Consider the following 20,185-nt stretch of genomic DNA (forward strand, 5'->3'; position numbering starts at 1 on the left):
GCGCTCGGCCCGCTCAGACCGCGTCGACGCGGTCTGAGCGGGCCGGCGCGGCCTCTGTCGAGGAGATCCTCCGATGTGCGCCTTGACCAGGACTCATGCCCTCGTGCATCGTCGTTGACGTGCGAAAGCCCGCCACCGACCTCCCGCTGCCGACGGAGGGAGCGTCTCCGAGGGCGGACGAGCTGCTCGGGCTCTCTCGGGCCGCGGCGGCGCGCGACCCTGCGGCCATCCGCACCCTCATCACCGAGCTCGGTGGGGCCATGCTGCGGACGGTGAGGAAGGTGCTCGGCCCGCACCACCCCGACGTCGAGGACGTCACGCAGGAGGCGGTGCTCGCGTTGCTCCAGGCGCTGCCGACGTTCCGCGCGGAGTGCACCGTCGTGCACTTCGCGAACCGCATCGCCCTGATGACCGCGCTCGGCGCGCGCCGACGCTTGCGCGTGCGCGCGCGCTACGACGAGCCGGACGCGCCGGTCGAGGCGGCCGCGGACGAGAGCGGCCCGTCGCCGTTCGCCGAGGCGGTCTCGACCCGGCGGCGCGAGATGGTGCTCGAGGTGCTCGACCGGATGCCGGAGCCGACCGCCGAGGCGCTCGCCCTCCACTTCGTGCTCGGCCACACGGTCGACGAGATCGCGGCGCTCGCCCGCGTCTCTCCGAACACCGTCTGGAGCCGGCTCCGGCTCGGCAAGGAGGCGCTGCGGCGCGCGCTCGCCAACAACGCGAAGCTGGCCGAGCTCTTCCGGGGGAGGGAAGCATGAACGTCGACTGCCGGAGCGAGCTCCTCACGCGGGTGCGCCGCGGCGTCGCCACGGAGCCGGACCGGCTCGCCTTCGACGCCCACCTTGGCGCGTGCGCATCGTGCCGGATGACCTGGGAGCTCGCGCAGGATTTCGACGCCGTCGGCGCGGCGGAGCCCGGCGACGCGGAGCTCCTCGCGCGCATCGCGCGGGTCGCGATCGATCGGGCTGCCGCCGGCGGGGCGCCCAACGACGTGCTGCGCGCGGACGCGCCCGGGTGGCGCGTGAGCGCGCCGGTGCTGCGCGAGGGCGCGCCGGGGTGGCCGGAGAGCGCGCCGGTGCGGCCCGACAACGACGTTCGGCGCGGCGATGATGTCGCGCCGCCGAGGAGCGGCGTCGCCGGGCAGCGCGCGGCCGTCTGGAGGCGGGGCATCTGGTTCTACGCCGCGGCCGCGGTCCTCCTCTGCGGCGCGGCCGCCGCGGCCACGGCGCTCGTGGATCGGCGCCCGGCGCCGGGCCCGAGCGCCCGCCCGGTCGCGCCTGCGCTGCGCGCGGTGGTGTCGCGCCCGCGCTCGCCCGCGTCACCCGCGGCCGCGCCGCCCCGCGCCGAGGCCGCGCCGCCCTCGTCGGATGGCGCGCCCGCGACCGCCGGGGCGGCGCTGCCGGAGCTCGCGGCCCCCGCGCCGCTGCCGCACGATACCCCGCGCGCGCCGGGCGCGACCGCGCCCACCCCCGCGGCCCCCTCGACCCCCGCCGCCTCGACAGCGGAGCAGCTCTTCCGGGAGGCCAACGACGCGCGGCGCGCCGGCAGCGCCCAGCGCGCCATCGCGCTCTACCGCGCGCTCCAGAGGCGCTTCGCTGGGTCGCCCGAGGCCACGCTCTCGCTCGTGTCGCTGGGGGGGCTCCTCCTCAACAGCGGCTCGCCCGGCGCGGCGCTCGCGCAGTTCGACCGGTACCTCGGCGTGGCCGGCGCGCGCCCGCTGGCCGTCGAGGCGCTCTACGGCCGCGGGCGCGCCTTGCGGGCGCTCGGTCGCTCCGGCGACGAGGCGCAGACCTGGCGGCGCCTGCTCCGCGAGCACCCGAGCTCGCCGTACGCCGAGCACGCGCGCCGCCGCCTCGCCGAGCTGGGCGGGTGATCGCGACGCGCGCGCCCCTCTGGCTCGGCCTCGCCGCGGCGGTCGCGCTCTCGGCGCCGCGCGCGCGGGCCGACGGCGCCGGCGCGGCCCGTGCGGCGGCGTCGCCCGGCGCCGTCCCTGCGGCGTCGCCCGGCGCCGTCCCTGCGGCGTCGCCCGGCGGCGTCCCTGCGGCGGCGTCGCCCGGCGGCGTCCCTGCGGCGGCGTTGCCCGGCGGCGTCCCTGCGGCGGCGTCGCCCGCGTCGTCCGGCGCTCCTGTCGTCGAGGTCGTGCTCACCGGCGCCGAGGGCGACCTCGGCGCGCTCCGGACGGCGCTCGAATCCCAGGCGCTATCGGCCTTCACCCTCCGCTTCCGGATCGCGCCGCGCTTCGACCCTGCGGCGCTCTTCGCGACGCGCGCCGTCTCCGGCGTCGCCCTCTCGTGCTGGATCGACCTGAGCGATCCGCGCCGCGCGGCCCTCTACTTCACCGATCCCGTGGCCGATCGCTTTCTCGTGCGCTCGATCGAGCTCTCGGGCCGCTTCGACGAGCTCGATCGCGAGTCCGTGGCGCAGGTCGTGGAGCTCTCGCTCCGGTCGCTGCGCGAGCACACGCGCGCCTCGCTCGACCGGGAGCAGGCGCGCGCGCTCATCCTCCGCCAGGCGGCGCCCCCCGAGCCGCCCGCGGGCGACGCGGCTCCCGCGGGCGACGCGGCTCCCGCGGGCGACGCGACCTCCGCCGGCGACGCGGCGCCGCGCCGCGCGCTGGAGCTCGGGGCCTTCTACGGCGTCGCGGCCCACTCGGCCGAGGTCGGCCTGACGCACGGCCCCGGCGTGCGCGTCGGGCTCGGCCGGGGCTGGGGGCGCCACCGGCTCGCCCTGGACGCGCGCTTCCAGTACCAGTTCGAGCGCAGCTACGAGGAGCCGCGGATCGGCCTTGATCTCCGCACGATCACGCTCCGCGCGGACGCCTCCTGGCTCTACACCCTCGCCCCGGGCGCGACGCCGCTCGAGCTCGGCGCGCGGCTCGGCGCGGGCCTCGACCGCGTGGACGCGACGCCCCGGCCGGGCAGCGCCGGCGCCCCCGGCTTCGTCCCTGCCGCGGCGAGCGCCTCGACGGCGTTCGTGCTCGCGGCCGGCCTCGCCGCAAGGCTCCCGCTCGGCCGGGACCTCTGGATGTTCGCCGAGCTCTTCGCCGAGCTCGACCCCGCGCGCGTCCGCTACGACCTCTCGCTCGAGCAGGGGACCGAGACTGTCCTCGCGCGCTACCGATTCCGGCCCGGCGTGCTCCTCGGGTTTGAGATCTGACGCTCGTCCGCACGGAGCCGCCGGCGCAGGCCGGTCCCGTCGCCGTTTTTACCCCCATCGCAAATGTGCATCCCTGATCGGGGAGAGGAGAGATCCATGCTTCGCACGACTTCCCTTCTGTCTGGCAGATGTTCAGTCCCCTTGCGTGCGCTGCTCGCGGCGGTCGTCGTGGCCGCGTGCAGCGCCGACGACGGCGCGGCCGGTGCGGCGGGCGACGGCGGCGGCGCACCGGCGGGCGCCGGCAGCAACAGCGGTGGTGCGGGCGGCGCGAGCACCGCCGCCAGCGTCACGGGCGCGGGCGGCGCGGAGGAAGGGGGCGCGGGCGGCGCGGGCGGCGCGGGCGGCGCGGAGGAAGCGGGCGCGGGCGGCGCTGGCGAGGGCGGCGCCGGCGGCGGCGCGGCCGGAGGACCGATGAGCGCCGCTGGCGGCGGGGACGGCGGCGGGAGCGCCGACCTGCCCGACGTCACGGTGTACATCGCCGGCGACTCGACCGTGCAGACCTACGTGAACAGCCCCATTCACCAGGCGGGCTGGGGTCAGTTTCTTGGAGAGTTCTTCGACGCGCGGGTGCACATCGAGAACCGGGCCATCGGCGGCCGGACCGCGCGCCGGTTCATCGACGAGGGGCGCCTGACCGACCTCCTCGACGACATCCAGCGCGGGGATTACCTGCTCGTGCAGTTCGGCACCAACGACAGCAACAGGAACGCGACGTACGAGCACGCCGGCGCGACGATCCCTTACTACCTGGACCCTGCGACCGACTTCAAATCGTACCTCACGCAGTACATCGAGGGCGCTCAGGCGCGCGGCGCCCTCCCGGTGCTCGTCACCCCGCCCCCGCGGCGCTCCTGTACCGGGGACAGCCACGAGTTCGGCAACGGCCTGGCCGCGCACTCTCAGGCGATGCGGGAGCTCGGCGGCGCGCTGGACGTGCCGGTCATCGATCTCAACGAGAAGACGCTCGCCCACCTGCGCTCGATCGGCTGCGTCGCGGCGGGCGAGGACTTCTTCCTCGTCCGGGCGGACGGCTCTGTCGACGGCACCCATTTCCAGGAGACCGGCGCCCGCGCCATGGCCGGCTTCGTGGCCGACGGCACCGCGGACGCCGGCCTGCTGCTCGCGCGGTACCGGAGGTGAGCGCGCCCGCGGGGGGCGCTCCCCCGCGCGAGGCGGGCGGGCCGCGCCGCGGCCTCGCGCGGGGCGACCTGCCCGCCTGCGCTGCCTCCGTCACCGCACGTGGATGTCCGGCCTCGGGGGCGCCGCCATCCTGTCGCCGATGTGGAAGCTCGGGTGAGGCGGCTGGTTGTAGGCGGTCTGCTCCGAGGTGATCTGCATGCGGTACTGGGGATCGTGCATGAGCGTGTAGATCCGCCGCGTCGTCACGCTGGTCGTCGTGTAGAGCCGCAGCGCCGAGTTGTCGGACTCGCGCCACACGATCTCCTCCCGCCAGTCGCCGAGCAGGTCGGCCGTGAGCGCCGGCGTCGACTTCGTCCCGTTGTTCGAGGCGCACTGGCTGCAGCTCAGCAGCGAGCCGCCGCCGTATTTCGTGATCGACGTCTTGTCCTGCAGCTCGCGCAGCTCGTCCGCGTCCCACCAGATCAGGAAATTGGCCGACGCGGGCTGCGACCCGACGCTCGCTCCGGTGGTGGCGGACAGGAGCCCTCCCGTGGAGTTGGTCCACATCTCGGCGCCCGGGTTGCTCGCGAGCACGTCGGCCGCCACGCCGCGCCCGGTGTCGGCCCCGGTGACGGGCCCTTTCCAGAGGACGGCGCAGGTGTTCGCGTCGTGGATGTCGTGGGTCGGCTTGCTGCCGTCCTCGTGGGGCATGAACACCTCGAGCCCTGGACGCGAGGGGACCAAGTCGCTCACGTGCAGCGCGTCGCCGTGCCCGAAGCTCGTCGAGCACTTCCGGGTGCCGTTGCTGTCGATCGTGGAGGCCCCGTAGATCACCTCCTGGGCGCCGTCGCCGTCGACGTCGGCCACGGCCATGGAGTGGGCGCCCTGGCCCGTGTACGCCGTGTTCGCGTTGCTGTCGGCCGTCCAGATCCTGGTGAGGCTGCCGTCGCGGAAGCGCCAGGCGGTGATGGTGGCGCGCGTGTAGTAGCCGCGGGCCATCAGGATCGCCGGCCTGCCGCTCGAGTCCTGGCCTGTCCCGAGGTCGCTCACGAACCCCGCGCTCGCGAGGAATCGATCGACGCGGTTGCCGTAATTGTCTCCCCACGAGGACACGTTCCCTCGGCCCACCTCGAAGTTGACGGTGGCGAGCTCCGCGCCGTTGCCCCCCCCGAACACGGTCAGGTACTCGGGCCCGGCGAGCACGTACCCCGAGGCGTTCCTGTGGTCTGTGGCGTCGTTGTCGCTGGCGGCGGGCCCCCGGCTCAGGAATGCGCCCGTCCCGTCCCGCGTGCCGGGGGCGGTCTTCACCGCGACCTCCGCGCGCCCGTCGCCGTCGAAGTCGTAGACGACGAACTGCGTGTAATGCGCACCGGCCCGGATGTTCTTCCCGAGGTCGATGCGCCAGAGCCGCCGCCCGTCGAGCTCGTAGGCGTCGAGGACCACGGGCCCGGTGCAGCCGGACTGGGAGTTGTCCTTGGCGTTCGAGGGATCCCACTTGAGGACGATCTCGTACTGTCCGTCGCCGTCCAGGTCTCCGGCGCTGGCGTCGTTGGCCTCATACGTGTACCTCTCGCCCGCGTTGCTGCAGTTCGCTGGCGTCGTTCCGGCTGCGGGCGCCGAGATGGGGATGCGCAGGTAGTTCTGGCTCCACGTCGCGGCGGCGGGCGAGGCCGCCTGGGCGACGCCGCCCACGACGGCCTTGACCGTGTAGGTGGAGGAGGTCGTGCCGGCCGCGTCGAGGTAATTGGTGCTGTTCGTGACGTTCGCGACGCGCGTCCCGTTGCGGTACACGTCGTACGAGATCGCGCCGGGATTCGTGGGATCGTACTCGTAACCGAACATCCTCCACCCGACGTAGACGCCGCCCGACACCTTGACGGCGACCACCCCGCGGTCGAGGTCTTCCATCTGGAGATGGCCGCTCGGGGCGGCGCCGCCGCTGCCGCCCGCGCCGCCGCTGCCGCCCGCGCCGCTGCCGCCGCTGCCGCCCGCGCCGCCGCTGCCGCCGCTGCCGCCCGCGCCGCCGCTGCCGCTGCCGCTGCTGCTGGAGCTGCTGGAGCTGCTGGCGCTACTGCTGCTGCTCGCGCCGCCCGTGCCGCTGCTGCTGCTGGAGCTGGTGCTGCTCGAGCTGCTGGAGCTGGTGCTGCTGCTGGCGCTGCTGCTGCCCGATCCGCCGGCCGTCACGCTGGCGAGCGCAGCGCGCTGTGAGGGGCCGCTCGCCGCGGCGCAGAACCCGAACGTCGTCGAGCCACCAGGCGCCACGGCCGGGTTGTGGTCGGCGGGCGTCGCGATGACCTGCGCCCCGCTCCTTGTCGCCGTGGTGTTCCACGCGTTCCCCAGGGAGGAGCCGTTCATGTCGATGACCACCCGCCACGTCGTCGTCGCCGCCGTCCCCGTGTTCGCGATCTTCACGTCGGCGCAGTACCCGGTCCCCCAGTCCGACGTCGTCGTCAGCGTGGCGGTCAGCCCGTCGCCCGTCACAGGCTGATCCCAGGCTTCTTGTTGCTCGAGCTCTCCTTCTGGGTCGTGAGCATCTTCCAGGACGCACGCTCCGAGGAGCACGAGGGCGGTGGCCGTTGCGGCCGACAAGCAAGCTCGCATGGAAACATCCTTTCTAAGCGCGCGGTGCACGGGGCGATCCGCGAAAAATCCGAGGTCTCCGGAACAGCGGTCCATCGGCCGCCGAGGCCGGCGACCGATGGACCGTCAATGACCTCCAGGATGCCCGAGCCGCCCGGAATCAATCACCACGTCCTCGAAAGACCTGCGCTTTTTTGCAGCTCGGAGATTTTGCAGCGCACGAGAACGCGCGCTGGACCGGCCGGGCTCTGTGACAGCGGCTCTCCATGGCGCTCGCGTCACCGCGATCGCTCGATCGCCCTTGCAGAGCTGGCGCAAACGGGCGACCGTGCTCGCTCACCGACATGGGTGCTGCTGCCGCGGCGGTTCCGGGGATGGGGGGCCATCACGGGGATCCGAGAAGGGCAGCTCCGATGTGGGTGCTGGATCTGCGGGGGGGTGGCCAGATATCCACAGAATGTCCACAGCATGGGGACAAATGTGCAGTGGTCCCGGTGCTGCAGCGCCTCGCCGCGAGCAGCGCGGCCTGGCGCACCTCCTCCATGAGGCGACCCCTCTGCTCCACCAGCGCCGGCGCGGCATCCGTACACGCCACGCGCCGGCTGACGAGCGTCGTGACCGGCCCGAGGCCAGAACGCCGATCACGTCGAGCGAGCGAGCAATGAACCGCCAAGGCGCCAAGGACGCCAAGAGCCCGAAATTATTAATATTTCTTGGCGTCTTGGCGGTTCGAAGCTCTGCTCGTTCAGGCGGGTTCAACCCGTTTGTCGATCTCGACTAGAGACCCGCCTTGTCGCAGGGGATGTCGTACTTCTCGTTCACCAGCAAGGCCCACTGGCCGGGACCGACGAACTCGTTGCCGACGAACTCCTGGCGGAGCAGCGACGGATCCTGGATGCACTTGCCGTCTTTCTGCTTGTAGACGACGGTGGCGTTCGCCACGCGGCCGGTCACGATCCCGGTGTTCTCGTTGCGCTCGATGCGCCAATCGTCATCGGTGAAGATCACCTTGGCGGCGACGAGCGCCCCTTTTTCCGTCATCTTGTCCTCGAGCTGCTTCGCGAGCGCCTCGTCGTGGAGCTTCCCGGGCGGCGGGATGGGGGGCGCTTCCTTCTTCGCCTTCTGGGCGGCCTCACGCTCCTCACGCTCCTTGGCGTCGGCGGCGCCAGCGGCGGCGTTCAGCGCGAAGCACCCGGTCGCGAAGAGGGAGAACCACGTCATCGCGATGGCGAGGCTTCCGTTGCGAAGTGCGGTTTCGGATTTCATCTGACAGTCTCCTGATGGGATCGGTCGGTGGCGCCGGGACGACCGGGCGCGCATCCCTCGGGGCCCGGAGGAGCGCGCCGGTCCGGGATCGACGGGATCAGACGCTTTGCTGTCGAGACGGTCCCCCCACGATCCAAGCCACGTTTTCAGCTACGAGAGAATACGTCAAGAGAAATCGCGGCCGAGCGGCGGCCGTCTCGACGCCTTGCCGCCGCTGGCTACATGGTACCGTGTCTCCGCGATCGAGGTGATCGAGCGCGCGCACCCGGGCGCGGCGAGCGCGCCCGGGGACGGCAGGTCTCGGCGCTCGGGGCTCAGTCCTTGGCTCTCGCGCTCCAGCGGTGCCCGCGCTCCATCTCCTTGAGGGCGAGCTTCGCGATCGCGCGCAGCGTGTCGAACACCCCGCGGCCGCTCGACGCCGCGGCCTCGAACTCGGGCGCTCCGGTCGGGTTGAGGAGACCGCGGAGCTCCTCCACATCGACGATCCCGTCGAGATCTCGCTTGTTGTACTGGATCACGAGCGGCAGCCGCCCTGGCGAGCGGCCCTCCTCGGCGAGGTTGTCCCAGAGGTCGGCCATCGACTCCAGGTTCGCGTCGAGCCGCGCGCGCTGCGAGTCCGCGACGAACACGACGCCGTCCAGCCCTCTCAGGATCAGCTTGCGGCTCGCCTTGTAGAAGATCTGGCCCGGCACGGTGTAGAGCTGGAGGCGCGTCCGGAAGCCGGAGAGCCCTCCGAGATCGAGCGGAAGGAAGTCGAAGAACAGGGTGCGATCGCTCTCGGTCTTGAGCGAGATGAGCCGCCCCTTGGCGCTCGGCACGGTGCGGTCGTACACGTACTGAAGGTTCGTCGTCTTTCCGCAGAGCCCTGGGCCGTAATAGACGATCTTGCAGTAGATCTCCCGGCTCGCATAGTTGATGAACGCCATCGGCGTACCCCTCCAGAATCCGGAGTCGAGGGGCGGCAGAGCCGGCCCCGCCATCGAGGTCGGCAACGCGGTCCCCGGCCATCGAGGGCGGCAAGGCCGTCCCCGGCCATCGAGGGCGGCAAGGCCGTCCCCGGCCATCGAGGGCGGCAAGGCCGTCCCCGGTCATCGAGGGCGGCAAGGCCGTCCCCGCAGCGAAATCGAGGCGGCAAAGCCGTCCTCGGTCATCGAGGCGGCAAAGCCGTCCCCGGCCATCGAGGGCGGCAAAGCCGTTCCCTCCGTGAAATCGAGGGCGGCAAAGCCGTTCCCTCCGTGAAATCGAGGGCGGCAAAGCCGTTCCCTCCGTGAAATCGAGGGCGGCAAGGCCGTCCCCGCCATGAACTCGACGGCGATCGCTGTCTCCCGCCCTCGACGGGAGAGGCGATCGCCCGCCAGCGGCGCGTCATGCGCGGCGGGCGGCGAGCTGCGCCGACGCGGGGCGCGGCCCCGCGCCGCCCGCGATCAGCAGGACGCGTCGGCGATCGCGTGAAGGGCGGCCACGAACCCCTCGAGCGAGGCGTCGCGCGCGTCGCTGTGCCTCACCAGCCGCTCGTTCACCGCGATCAGCTCCGCGACATCCGGGCTCGCGCCCGGGACGCGCCGGAGCTCATGGACGGCGCGGCTCACCCGCGAGGGCGGGTCGAGGCACGCGAGCGCCGACAGCGCCGCCATCGCGCCCGCCTGGCGGCCCGCCGCGAGCGCCTCCCGCGCCATCCCGAGCAAAACCTGCGCGAAGGCGACCTGGATCGCCTCCAGGAAGCCGCGCGAGACCTCCTTGCCGCCCTGGCCGGCCTCGCTCCACGCGAGCGTCACGAGCTCGCCTATCTCGGAGAAGGCGCGCCGCGACATCAGCGCAGAGAGCGTCTCCAGGCCGTGCTTGTCCCACGCCGCCCGCGTCGTGAGCTGGCGCGCGAGCCACGAGAGCACGGCATACGCGTCGCCCCCCGCACGGATCGACCCGAGCGCGATGTCCATCAACGTCGCCCTGGCCACGCCGTGCGCCTCGAGCCAGACGAGCAGGTTGGCCCGCTCTCCCGCCCTCGGCGTCCGCCGCGCCTTCTCGAGGATCGCGTCCCGCAGCGCCGCGGGGAAGCGGCGGATATCGGCGCTCCAGTCCTCGTCCGACCCGCGCGCGCGCTCCAGCGCCAGCGCGGCCAGCGCGCCGTCGTCGAGCGACAGCACCCCCGCCCGCCTCGCCGCCAGGATCTTCGCGATCGGCATGTCGCGCAGCGCCGGGCGCTCGGCGTCCAGCCCGTCGAGCTCGTCCCCGTCGAGCAGCGGCGCCGGCCCCCGGTAGGCCCCCGGCGAGAGCACGAACCCGGATTCCCATCGCACAGGCTCGCGCCGGCAGCGCGCGAGCACGCGCTCGTAGATCGCCTCCGGGACCTTCCCGCGCACCAGATCCGCGAGCTCTATCCACTCCTCCTCGTCGAGCTCGAGGCGCGGCACGCTCAGGACCTCGTGCTGGAAGTGCGCTGGATCCCGGATCGCGAGCCGCGCGAGCTGCTGGATCACCGGCCCGCTGAAGCCGCGCTCGCAGCGCGCCCTCCAGCGCAGGAGATCGGATGTCCCGAGCTCCTCGATGTGCTCGGACAGGAAGGCATGATCGTCCGGCTCGAGCGCCGGCTGGCGAAGCACATGAAAGAACGCGACGGGACGGGCGCGGCCCCGGTGCGCGCGCACCAGGGCGTCGATTTCCGTCTTTCGCATGGCGCGACCTCATCATCCCGAGCTCTGAGAGCTCAGGGACCTTCTCGGGTCTATCGTCGCCTGGCGCGTGCGCGGCCCGTCATGACTCGGCGGTCGGTGGAATGACGGATCCTGTTCCTGACCGGTGGGACGAGGATAGCGCGCGCAACCCTCCTGTCAAGCCGAGCTCGCTGGAGAGCGGTTGACGCCGGTCATCAGCCCGCGATGAACCGCAGCGGCAAGGCGACCGGGCCGCGCACGGTGAGCGTGCGGTTATAAGCGATCTCCCCGGGGCAGCGCTCGACGCGGGGGAAGCGCGCGACGAGCGCCTCGAGCGCCGCGCGCGCCTCCATGCGGGCCAGCGCCGCGCCGACGCAGAAGTGGATGCCGTGTCCGAACTGGAGCCCTCCGTGGGAGCCGCGGTGCAGGTCGAACCGGTCCGGATCCGGGTACTGCCGCTCGTCGCGGTTGGCCGACGCCACGAGCGCGAGCACGAGCGCCCCGGCGGGCACCGCCGCGCCGCCGAGGGAGACGTCGCGGGTCGTCAGCCGGGGGACGGACTGGCTCGGGCCGTCGTACCGGAGCAGCTCCTCGAGGAAGAGCGGCGCGAGGTCGGGCGCCTCGCGCAGGCGTCGCAGCATGTCCGGGTGGTCGGCGAGGAACAGGAGCGCATTGCCGAGGAGGTGGGTGGTCGTCTCCAGCCCGCCCAGCAGGAGGAGGACGAGGAAGTCGACGATCTCGGTGTCCGTGAGCGCCTGTCCGTCGAGCTCGGCGCGGATCAGATCGCTCACGGTGTCGTCCGCTGGCGCGCGGCGCCGCGCCGCGACGACGTCCTTCAGGTAGCCCGTCAGCTCCGCGATCGTGGTCCGGATGCGCCCGGCGTGCGCGGGCGGCTCCGGCCCGGGGGTGACCGACAGGATGTCGTCGGCCCAGCGCTTGAAGTGCGCGCGCAGCCCGTGGTCGAGCCCGAGCACCTCGCCGATCACGAAGGCCGGCAGCGGCATGGCGAGCGCGTCGATGAAGTCGACCTCTCCCTCGAGGCCCCGCGCGAGCTCCTCGGCGACGGCGCGGACGCGCGGCGCGAGCCGGGCCACGGTGCGCGCCCCGAACGCGCGGTGGATGAGCCCGCGCAGGCGCGTGTGCGCCGGCGGGTCCAGGGCGAGCATCGAGTTGGCGAGCGGGTTGTAGCCCACCCAGGGCGGCTGCCACGCCGCCTTGAAGCCGTGCGAGGAGAAGATCTCGGGGCTCTTCAGCACGAAGAGCACGTCCTCGTACCGGCTCACGGCCCACATCCCGCCGGGCTCGACCTGGCAGACCGGGGCCTCGCGCCGGAGCTCGGCGTAATGGGGGTACGGGTTCGCGCGAAACGCGGGCGAGAGCACGTCCATCCGGTGATGCATCGCAGTTGCCTCCCGGGCCCGTCGGCCGGGCAGCCCGACAGGGGCTGCCGCGGGCGAGCGGACCACGGGGGCGTGCGAGAGCACCCCGGAGGCCATGCGGCGATCGCCCGGGTTTCGCGGCTCTCGGGAGAGGCGGCGCGCCGCGCTGGCCGGTCAAGATGACCGGGCTGTCGGTCACCTTGACCGAGCAAAGCCCGGGAGGCGGCCGACCCCCCGGGCTTGGTTCTCTCTGCTGCCGGCGCTCCGCGCGGGGTCGCGCGGTCAGCCCTACTTCTTGTAGAACACGAGCAGCTTCTTCACGCCGTCGACGTCGAAGATCTTGACGTCGACGACATCGCTCACGTCGACATCGTTGTCGCTGAGGATGTCGCCGACCTCGAGCCCGTTGGCGACGTCGACGTCCTTCAGCACGTTCTGGATGTTGAGGATCTGAAGGTTCACGAGCAGGTTGTTCAGCGCGTTGTTCAAGATCCCGATCTCGGAGTTGTTGAGGACGTCAGCGACATCCACGATCTTGACGTCATCGACGACGCCGATACCCACGAGCGCCGTCACCTTGCCCACGAGGACGTTGATCAGGTTGGACAGGATGGGCACGTTGACGATATCGACGTCGTTGCTGGCCGGCGCGTCGTACGTCGCCATCGCGGGGGCCGACAGGCTGAGGGCAACGAGAGCAGCGCCAACGCCAGAGAGAACGCGAGACTTGAGCGACTTCATTTTCTTTGTTTCCTCGAGATTGGGTGGTTTCAGTCCGTTTTTGTTTGCTTCGAGCGCAGAACGCCGGTCAACAGCCAATCACCAATCCATCCAACCGATCGTGTGCTCGGGCGGCTCGGGTCGTCCGATGCACGCGTCCGTCTCGATCGATCTCGACCTTGGGTCGCCATCCGACGCTCTCGCGCCGGTTCGAACAGCGATGTTGCATCGAGCGAGCTCCACTGAAGAAGCCCTCCCGCGCGGCGCGCCATGCGTAGATTCGTACGCGCCAGCCTCGATGCTTATTTATGTCAGGTGTTGGTCCGGCGCTCACGCGCTCTGTCGAAGACCGTCTCGTCTTCGCATCGATGCTTATTCACGGATGATGCCAAGCGCAGAGTCGACATCGATGGTGGCAATTCGCGAAGAAGTTCAGTTTCACTGTCGCTTCTACTGTCGTTCCGCGTGGACCGGGCGACAAACGTGCCCCACCATGCTGCCACACTGAGACAATAGGCTACGCGAGGTCGATGAGCTCTCGACGTAGTGCGATTGGTGATTGTCTGTCTTGATAGGCATGATAACATGAAAGGTTTTGCCGGCAAGAGGCCCGCGCGTCGCGTCATGCGATTTCAGTGAACGGCGGTCGTTTAAGCTACTTCAGTGAACGGCGGTCGTTTCACGGAACTGCCCGTCCTGCTCCCGGCGGGCTCATCCGGTCGATGTCCCTGCGTGATGCAGGTTTTCCCGCGTGATCGACGCCCGCGGCGCGGCGACGCCGTAGGCCCGTGGTGGTCACGTTCATGCCGTATGGGCCGTGATCCGCTGGCGAGCTCATCCGCCTGGATCGGTCGGTGTCGCGGGGCAGCACGGGTATCGCGGGAGTCTGCTGCAACCTCGAGCATGCAGGTGCATGCTCCAGCATGCAGGGACACCCTGAGGCACGTTGGTGCATGCTCCAGCATGCAGGGACATCCTGAGGCACGTTGGTGCATGCTCCAGCATGCAGGGACGTCCTGAGGCACGTTGGTGCACGCTCCAGCATGCAGGTCCGGCAGCGGAGCACCGGCGGTCGCTCGTGCGCTCGGTCCTGGCGCACCGCTGGCCCGGGGAGCCGCTTGCTCGGCGCGGACGGGTCACCCGCCCTCGCGAGGGGGCGAGAGGGTCACCCGCCCTCGCCAGGGGTCGAGAGGGTCACCCGCCCTCGCGAGGGGGCGAGAGGGTCACCCGCCCTCGCGAGGGGGCGAGAGGGTCACCCGCCCTCGCGAGGGGGCGAGAGGGTCATTCGCCCTCGCCAGGGGGCGAGAGGGTCATTCGCCCTCGCCAGGGGGCGAGAGGGTCATTCGCCCTCGCCAGGGGGCGAGAGGGTCATTCGCCCTCGCCAGGGGGCGAGAGGGTCATTCGCCCTCGCCAACGGACAAAAGGGGCCGAGAGTAGCGCGGCGCGCGGCGGCGGCGCGAGGCGCAGCTCCGTCGATATCGTGCTGTGGCAGCAAATACGTGACGCTGCTCTCCAGTCGATCCACGCAGCCATGAGAGCTGTTTGGCAGGAGACAGACCGGCGTCGGCGAAGGAGCGCGGCAGGCGGGGGGCGGGCAGATCGTGGGGCGGCCCTCGAGCCAGCTCGGGTGCAAGCCTCGTCTCGCGCTGCCCGCCTGACATCGTGGGGCGCACCTCGAGAGGTGCCGTCCGCGTCGATCCAGCCGCACGGGCGCGCCGCCGGACGGCGCGGGAGCGCCAGCGGAGCGACGCTCGAATCCGAGCGCCTCCTCGCCAGGGAGCGCGGTCGGAATCGTGCTGCGCATTCGTCCACGCCCGTCCGCGGTCGTCCAGGATGTCGAGACGAGCGCACATCCACTTGCGTCATCCCGCAATCCATTGCGCGTCGATTCCCGTCGTGCCAACTCAACTGGACGCGGCGCGCCCGGCCTCTCGGCCGAAAAGGCAGCGCAACAGCGGGTGTTGTTGGCGACGCAGCGCATGGGAGGGGAAACATGTAGCGCTGGCGTATATGTTGCCATTCATCGCGACAGACGCCCACGCTGGACAGTCCTCCGGCCCTGCCGGGGCGACGCCGTGGAATCCTTTGTTCTTGATGAAAGCAAGGTTGGGAAGAGCCATGACCGATGAACGACGAGCGTTCGACCGCAGGCAGTTCTTGCAAGGGATGACCCAGTTCGCCGTGGTGGCCGCCACGGCCCCGGCGCTCGGCAGCTCGGATGCCTGGAGGGGCGTGTCCTGCACAACGCTCACCGCGGGCCGGCCCGAGGACGTGAGCATGAGCTCCGATCGGCTGGAGGACGTCTTCGCGCGGATCGAGCGCCGGGTGAGCGATGGACTCTTCCCCGGCGCCACGGCGCTCGTCGCGCGCCATGGGGTCGTCGTCGGGCACCGGGCGTTCGGCACCAAGGTCGCCGGCGCTGACGAGCCGGTCACGCTCGACACGATCTTCGACCTGCAGTCGATGACCAAGGTGCTGTCGACGGCGGCTTCGGCGCTCGCGCTCGTCCAGGAGGGCGTGATCGCGCTGGACGCACCGGTCGCCAGGTACCTGCCGGAGTTCGCCGCGAACGGCAAGGGGGCCGTCACCGTCTACGACATGCTCCGGTACTCGGCCGGCCTGCCGATAGACAACCCGTTCCCGAACGTCGAGGACGATGAGACGGTCTGGCGCCTCATGGCCGAGACGCCGCTCGAGTACGCGCCGGGGACGTCGGTGCTGTACAGCGACCTCACGTACCGCCTCCTCGGCCGCATGATCGAGGCCGCCGCGGGGCAAGACCTCGATACCGTCGCGGGCACACGCATCTGGGGGCCCCTCCGCATGAACGACACGATGTACTGCCCGCCCCCGGCGCTCCACGAGCGGGTCGCGGCGACGGCGTACTCCGACGTCCGGGGCTACGTGGTCCGGGGCGAGGTGCAGGACGAGCAGGACTGGGCGCTGGGCGGCGTCACCGGGTGCGACGGCGTCTTCTCGACGGCGATGGACATCGCCGTCTTCTGCCAGATGATCCTGAACGGCGGCGCCTACGGTCGCGCCGAGGTCCTGCGGCCCGACCTGGTCCGCCGCATGAAGAGGAACAACACACCCCAGGTGACGGAGGAGGAGACCGACCTCTCGCCCATCGAGAACCTCCTCCTGGCCCCGAAGGGCCTCGGCTGGGAGATGTGGACGCGGCGCTTCTCGACCGGCGGCATGCGCCTGTCGCGGCGCTCCTACGGCAAGGCGGGCGGCGCGGGCACGTTCATGTGGGTCGAGCCGGACCGCGAGATCATCGGCATCCTGCTGACGAACCACGGCCTGCCGAAGCCGTTCGACGCGCTCCACTGGAACCGGATGCTCGACGCCATCGGCTGCACCGAGTTCTTCGACGGCATCATGAACGCCGTGCACGACTGACCCTCCTCGCCCGCGCCGGCCGGCGCGGCGTCTCCCGGCCTCGCGCGGACCACCCCTCTCCGCCCGCCAGCCGGCGCGCCCCGCCGGGAGCGCGGCGGGCGCGGCCCCACCCCGTCAGTCCGGATCGAGCGTGTAGACGGCCGTCGTCGTCTTGCGCCCCGTGAGGTTGCGCTCGCCGAGCGCGCGCAGGGGGAAGGCGTCGCCGGCGAGGAGCTTCGTCGCCTCGGAGACGAGCACCTGGTTCGGCGCCGCGAGCGCCTCGAGCCGCGAGGCGACGTTCACCACGTCGCCGATCACCGTGTACTCCATCCGCTTGTCGGAGCCGATGTTGCCGACGATCGCCTCTCCGGAGTTCACGCCGACGCCCAGGCGGATCTCGATGTCGTAGCGCTCGCGCCACTCCTCGTTCGCCGTCTCGAGGAAGCGCATCATGTCCTCGGCGGCCGCGAGCGCGCGGCGCGCGTGATCGGCCTGCGGGAGCGGGGCGCCCCACACGGCCATCACGCAGTCGCCGATGAACTTGTCGACGGTGCCCCCGTGCCGGAACACGATCTCGGTGAGCATCGAGAAGAGCTCGTTCAGGAGGGCGACCATGCGCTCGGCGTCGCGCGCCTCGGCGAGCGGCGTGAAGCCGACGACGTCGGCGAAGAGCACCGACACGGCCGCCCGCTTGCCGCCGAGCGCGAGCGGGTGCTCGCCGCGGACGATCGCGTCGACGACGGCCCTGTCCATGAAGCGGCCGAGGTCGCCGCGGAGCTTCGCCTCGCGGGCGATGTCGGCCTCGCCCTGCTCGAGGTCCTCGGCCATGCGGCGGAGCGAGGTGGTGAGCTCGCCGATCTCGTCGCGCCGGGCGGGCTGCGCGCCGCCGAGCGCGAGCTCGCGCCAGCGCCGGGCGCCGATGAGCCGCGCCTGCGCGACGAGGTGAAGGATCGGGCGCGTCACGTGCCGGGCGGTGAAGACCGCGAGGACGAGCGCGAGGAGCAGCGCGCCCGCGCCGACGGCGACGCCGCGGCGCCGCATCTCGTCGAGCGCCGCGAAGGCGACCGGCTCGGGGCGCCAGATGGCGACCGCCCAGCCGAGGTCGGGCAGCGTCTCGATGGCGCCGATCATCCGCTGGCCGCCCTCGTCGTGCGGGGCGAGCACGCTGATCCTGTCGGTCCAGACCGCGTCCCGGGGGAGCTTGCCCCAGAGCGGCAGGCCGGAGACGTCGCTGCCCGGCGCGGCGCCCGGCACACCGAACGCCGCGATCACCCGGCGATCGTGGCCCGCGATGAGCATGCGCACGTCGCGGCCGCCGAAGCGGCGCCCGGCGGTCGCCGCGAGGTCGCGCTCGAGGGCGTCGAGCCCGACCGGCGCGACGACATAGCCGGCCGGCCCGCCCGGGGACGGTGGAGGCGCGGCGCCGGCGGCCGCCGCGTCGGCTGCGCCCGCGGCGCCGGCGGCGCCGGCGGCCGCCGCGTCGGCTGCGCCCGCGGCGCCGGCGGCCTCGCCCGGCGGCCGGACGCGGGCCACGAGGAGGCCTCTGGCCGGGCCGACCACGCCGAAGCCGACGCCGCGCTCGTCGGCGATCCGGCGCAGCTCCAGCGGCGCGGCGGGCACGTCCGCGCCGCTCGACGCCTTGCGGATCACGGTGCTGATCCCCGCGTCGGGCACCTCCAGCCGCACCGCGTCGATGAGCGCGCGCGTCGCGACAAGGGCGCGCACCGACGCGACCGCATCCTCGTCCCGGATCGCGCCGCCCGCCGCGTGGCCGAAGATCGCGGCCGCCGCGACAGCGTCGCTCTCGACGTCCCTCACGCGCTGGATCGAGGCCGAGACCACCTCCGAGAGGACCGCCGCCTGGAGCCCCTCCTCCGACGTGCGCACGGCGCGCCGGTTCACGTCGGCGAGGAGCGCAACGGCGGCGGCCACGGGCACGAGCGCGATCGCCGTGAAGAGCGCGATCGCCTTCGCCCTGAGCGAGGGCGCCCTCACGCCGCGCCCTCGGCGCGCGCCTCGACGGGGTGAGGGCCGCTCACCGGGTCACTCGGGTTGCTCGGGTCACTCGAGCGGCCCGTCCTTCCAGCCGGCCGCGCCCTCGTCGGTGCGCTTGCGGATCTGGAACTCCACCCGGCGGTTCCTCGCCCGGCCCTCGCGCGTGCGGTTGTCGGCGATCGGGCGGCGCGCGCCGAAGCCGCGCGCCTCGAGGCGGCGGGCGTCGATGCCTTGCGCCGTCAGCCACGCGACAACGGCGAGCGCGCGGCGCTGCGAGAGCCTCAGGTTCGCCTGGTCCGCGCCCTGGTTGTCGGTGTGGCCGTCGACCGCGACCCGGGCGATCTCGGGGTGCTCCTCCAGGACCGCCGCGACCTCGGACAGGAGCTCGAAGCTCTCCGGCTCGATCTCGGCCCTGCCGGTCGGGAACTGGACCTGCTGAAGGATGACGATCTGCGAGCCCTCGATGCGCACCGCGAAGGGGCAGCCGTGCGTCGCGCGATCCTCGCTCGGCTTGCCGCGCTCGTAGGGGCAAGCGTCTGCGGCGTTGGGGATCCCGTCGCCGTCCGTGTCCGCGGGGCAGCCGTGTTTCGACGCAGGTCGGGACCCCGCATTCGCGGGTCCCTCGTCGTCGGCGGCCGCGCTGCTCACCCCCGGCACGTCCGGGCAGCGATCGTCGACGTCGTGGATGCCGTCGTCGTCCCTGTCCGGCGGGCAGCCGCGCCGGAACGCCGGCCGCGCCCCCGGCGCTGCCGCCGGCGGGCGCGCCTCGCCGATGACCCGCGGACAGGCGTCCTCCGCATCGGGGACCGAGTCCCCGTCGAGGTCGGCGACCGGCGCTGCGACCCGCGCCGCGCCGCCGCGGTCGCCGCCCGCCCCCGCCGGCGCGGCCGCAGCAGCAGCCGCGGGCGCGGCAGCGGGCGCCGGCAGGACGTCCGCGGCGACCCCGAGCGCCGCGAAGAAGCGCGCCTTCGGCGTGCCGGGCAGCTTCCCGAAGCCGGGGCCGGCGCCCGCGTCGAGCGTGAGCGGGCCGAGCGACCAGCGCGCCGTGAGCAGGAGCTCCGCGCCCGCGCGGCCGGGGACCTCGATCGCCGCGCCCGCGCGGCCCGGCACCTCGATCGCCCGCGCGCCGCCGGCGGCGGCCCACACCGAGAGCTCCGACCCGAGCTGCAAGGGGCCCTTGCGGACACCCACGCCCGCGGCGAAGAACGCCTCGCTGGCGGTCAGGCTGTCCCCCGAGGCCGGCTGGAACCGGCCCCCCGCCGAGGCCGCCCAGCGGAAGCCCGCGTGCTCCGCCCCCACGATCACCCGCGGCGCGTAGCGCACCGCGCCCGCGCCGGCGAACGCCGCCTCGTCGCCGGTCGGCAACCAGACCGAGAGCCCGAGCGCCGCCGCCGGCCGGAGCCCCTCTTGCGGCAGCAGCGTCACCCGCCCGCCCACCTGGAGATCCGCGAGCGCGACGCCGGCCGCGGGCGACGGGACGCGGATGTCCCCGATCGAGGGCGACGCGCCGCCCTGGTCCAGCACGAAGGGCGCGTCGAGGTCGAGCTTGACCCGGCGCGCGAGCTCGACGCTCGCGAGCGCGTGGAGGATCGCCTGGCGGTCCACCCACGTTGCCGCGCCGGGAGGCTCTGTTCCACGCACGGTCCCGCGCACGCTGAGCGGTTGATGAGAATACGAGAACAGAAGTCCGACCGCCGGCCGGAGATCGCCCGATACGCCGGCAGATGGAACCGTGGAGAGCCCGTCGCCCGCGGGCGCGGGAGCGAGCCTGTCGAGCGCGGTGGCCTCCTGCGCCGCGGCCGGCATGGAAAACGAGGCCGCGACGAGCAGCGGGGAGGCCAGGAGGGGCGCGATGACGCGCGCCGACCAATACGCCATCGGTCTGCTCGTATCCCATTGCCTGGTCCCTTGCAACGCCGATCTCGATCCGGTAGCGTG

13 protein-coding genes are annotated in these 20,185 nt (G+C 72.6%); 5 read left to right on the forward strand and 8 right to left on the reverse strand.

Going from position 1 to position 20,185, the window contains the following annotated elements:
• Window positions 1–119 precede the first annotated feature (119 nt).
• The 4 genes from WMF24_RS07950 (at window position 120) to WMF24_RS07965 (ending at window position 4,296) form a co-directional block, all read left to right on the forward strand.
• Window positions 120–758: an RNA polymerase sigma factor gene (locus WMF24_RS07950; RefSeq protein WP_437735764.1), complete on the forward strand. Its 639-nt coding sequence runs from the start codon at window positions 120–122 to the stop codon at window positions 756–758.
• Window positions 755–1,873 carry a tetratricopeptide repeat protein gene (locus WMF24_RS07955; protein WP_437735765.1) on the forward strand — a complete coding sequence of 373 codons (1,119 nt, stop codon included), beginning with the start codon at window positions 755–757 and terminating at the stop codon, window positions 1,871–1,873. Before WMF24_RS07950 ends, WMF24_RS07955 begins: the two co-directional genes overlap by 4 nt.
• The gene (locus WMF24_RS07960) at window positions 1,870–3,156 is read left to right on the forward strand and encodes a hypothetical protein (RefSeq protein ID WP_437735766.1); all 1,287 of its coding nucleotides are present in this window, start codon (window positions 1,870–1,872) and stop codon (window positions 3,154–3,156) included. Before WMF24_RS07955 ends, WMF24_RS07960 begins: the two co-directional genes overlap by 4 nt.
• A 141-nt stretch (window positions 3,157–3,297) precedes the next feature.
• Window positions 3,298–4,296: a rhamnogalacturonan acetylesterase gene (locus tag WMF24_RS07965; protein WP_437735767.1), complete on the forward strand. Its 999-nt coding sequence runs from the start codon at window positions 3,298–3,300 to the stop codon at window positions 4,294–4,296.
• 90 nt (window positions 4,297–4,386) lie between these two features.
• Here WMF24_RS07965 and WMF24_RS07970 read toward each other — a convergent pair whose 3' ends face one another.
• From WMF24_RS07970 to WMF24_RS07995, 6 genes are all read right to left on the reverse strand, one after another.
• Window positions 4,387–6,756, reverse strand: a complete 2,370-nt coding sequence (locus WMF24_RS07970) for a cellulose binding domain-containing protein (protein WP_437738778.1) — start codon at window positions 6,754–6,756, stop codon at window positions 4,387–4,389.
• A gap of 876 nt (window positions 6,757–7,632) precedes the next feature.
• Window positions 7,633–8,121, reverse strand: a complete 489-nt coding sequence (locus tag WMF24_RS07975) for a hypothetical protein (RefSeq protein ID WP_437735768.1) — start codon at window positions 8,119–8,121, stop codon at window positions 7,633–7,635.
• A 314-nt stretch (window positions 8,122–8,435) separates the two neighbouring features.
• Window positions 8,436–9,047: a GTP-binding protein gene (locus WMF24_RS07980; RefSeq protein ID WP_437735769.1), complete on the reverse strand. Its 612-nt coding sequence runs from the start codon at window positions 9,045–9,047 to the stop codon at window positions 8,436–8,438.
• Between the two features lie 498 nt (window positions 9,048–9,545).
• On the reverse strand, window positions 9,546–10,793 hold the full coding sequence (locus WMF24_RS07985; protein WP_437735770.1) for a hypothetical protein: 1,248 nt from the start codon (window positions 10,791–10,793) through the stop codon (window positions 9,546–9,548).
• Window positions 10,794–10,987: 194 nt separating this feature from the next.
• Window positions 10,988–12,172, reverse strand: a complete 1,185-nt coding sequence (locus WMF24_RS07990) for a cytochrome P450 (RefSeq protein ID WP_437735771.1) — start codon at window positions 12,170–12,172, stop codon at window positions 10,988–10,990.
• A 267-nt stretch (window positions 12,173–12,439) separates the two neighbouring features.
• Complete coding sequence (locus WMF24_RS07995; RefSeq protein ID WP_437735772.1) at window positions 12,440–12,817, reverse strand: hypothetical protein; 378 nt, start codon at window positions 12,815–12,817, stop codon at window positions 12,440–12,442.
• 2,172 nt (window positions 12,818–14,989) lie between these two features.
• Here WMF24_RS07995 and WMF24_RS08000 point away from each other — a divergent pair.
• On the forward strand, window positions 14,990–16,273 hold the full coding sequence (locus tag WMF24_RS08000) for a serine hydrolase domain-containing protein (RefSeq protein WP_437735773.1): 1,284 nt from the start codon (window positions 14,990–14,992) through the stop codon (window positions 16,271–16,273).
• Window positions 16,274–16,387: 114 nt separating this feature from the next.
• On the opposite strand, the gene WMF24_RS08005 is transcribed toward WMF24_RS08000, so the two are convergent.
• Both WMF24_RS08005 and WMF24_RS08010 read right to left on the reverse strand, forming a co-directional pair.
• A complete protein-coding gene (locus WMF24_RS08005; protein ID WP_437735774.1) occupies window positions 16,388–18,247 on the reverse strand; it encodes an adenylate/guanylate cyclase domain-containing protein in 1,860 nt (619 codons plus the stop codon).
• Between the two features lie 66 nt (window positions 18,248–18,313).
• Window positions 18,314–20,125: an OmpA family protein gene (locus tag WMF24_RS08010; protein ID WP_437735775.1), complete on the reverse strand. Its 1,812-nt coding sequence runs from the start codon at window positions 20,123–20,125 to the stop codon at window positions 18,314–18,316.
• Window positions 20,126–20,185 lie beyond the last annotated feature (60 nt).

The organism is Sorangium sp. So ce1335, assembly GCF_051521615.1.
Classification (GTDB): domain Bacteria; phylum Myxococcota_A; class Polyangia; order Polyangiales; family Polyangiaceae; genus Sorangium.

What these genes read in the sequence shown, in the direction of transcription:
- WMF24_RS07955 (WP_437735765.1), top strand. Translation starts at nt 755, where the DNA reads ATGAACGTCGACTGCCGGAGCGAGCTCCTCACGCGGGTGCGCCGCGGC.
- WMF24_RS07975 (WP_437735768.1), bottom strand. Translation starts at nt 8,121, where the DNA reads ATGAAATCCGAAACCGCACTTCGCAACGGAAGCCTCGCCATCGCGATG.
- WMF24_RS07980 (WP_437735769.1), bottom strand. Translation starts at nt 9,047, where the DNA reads ATGGCGTTCATCAACTATGCGAGCCGGGAGATCTACTGCAAGATCGTC.
- WMF24_RS07985 (WP_437735770.1), bottom strand. Translation starts at nt 10,793, where the DNA reads ATGCGAAAGACGGAAATCGACGCCCTGGTGCGCGCGCACCGGGGCCGC.
- WMF24_RS07990 (WP_437735771.1), bottom strand. Translation starts at nt 12,172, where the DNA reads ATGCATCACCGGATGGACGTGCTCTCGCCCGCGTTTCGCGCGAACCCG.
- WMF24_RS07995 (WP_437735772.1), bottom strand. Translation starts at nt 12,817, where the DNA reads ATGGCGACGTACGACGCGCCGGCCAGCAACGACGTCGATATCGTCAAC.
- WMF24_RS08000 (WP_437735773.1), top strand. Translation starts at nt 14,990, where the DNA reads ATGACCGATGAACGACGAGCGTTCGACCGCAGGCAGTTCTTGCAAGGG.
- WMF24_RS08010 (WP_437735775.1), bottom strand. Translation starts at nt 20,125, where the DNA reads ATGGCGTATTGGTCGGCGCGCGTCATCGCGCCCCTCCTGGCCTCCCCG.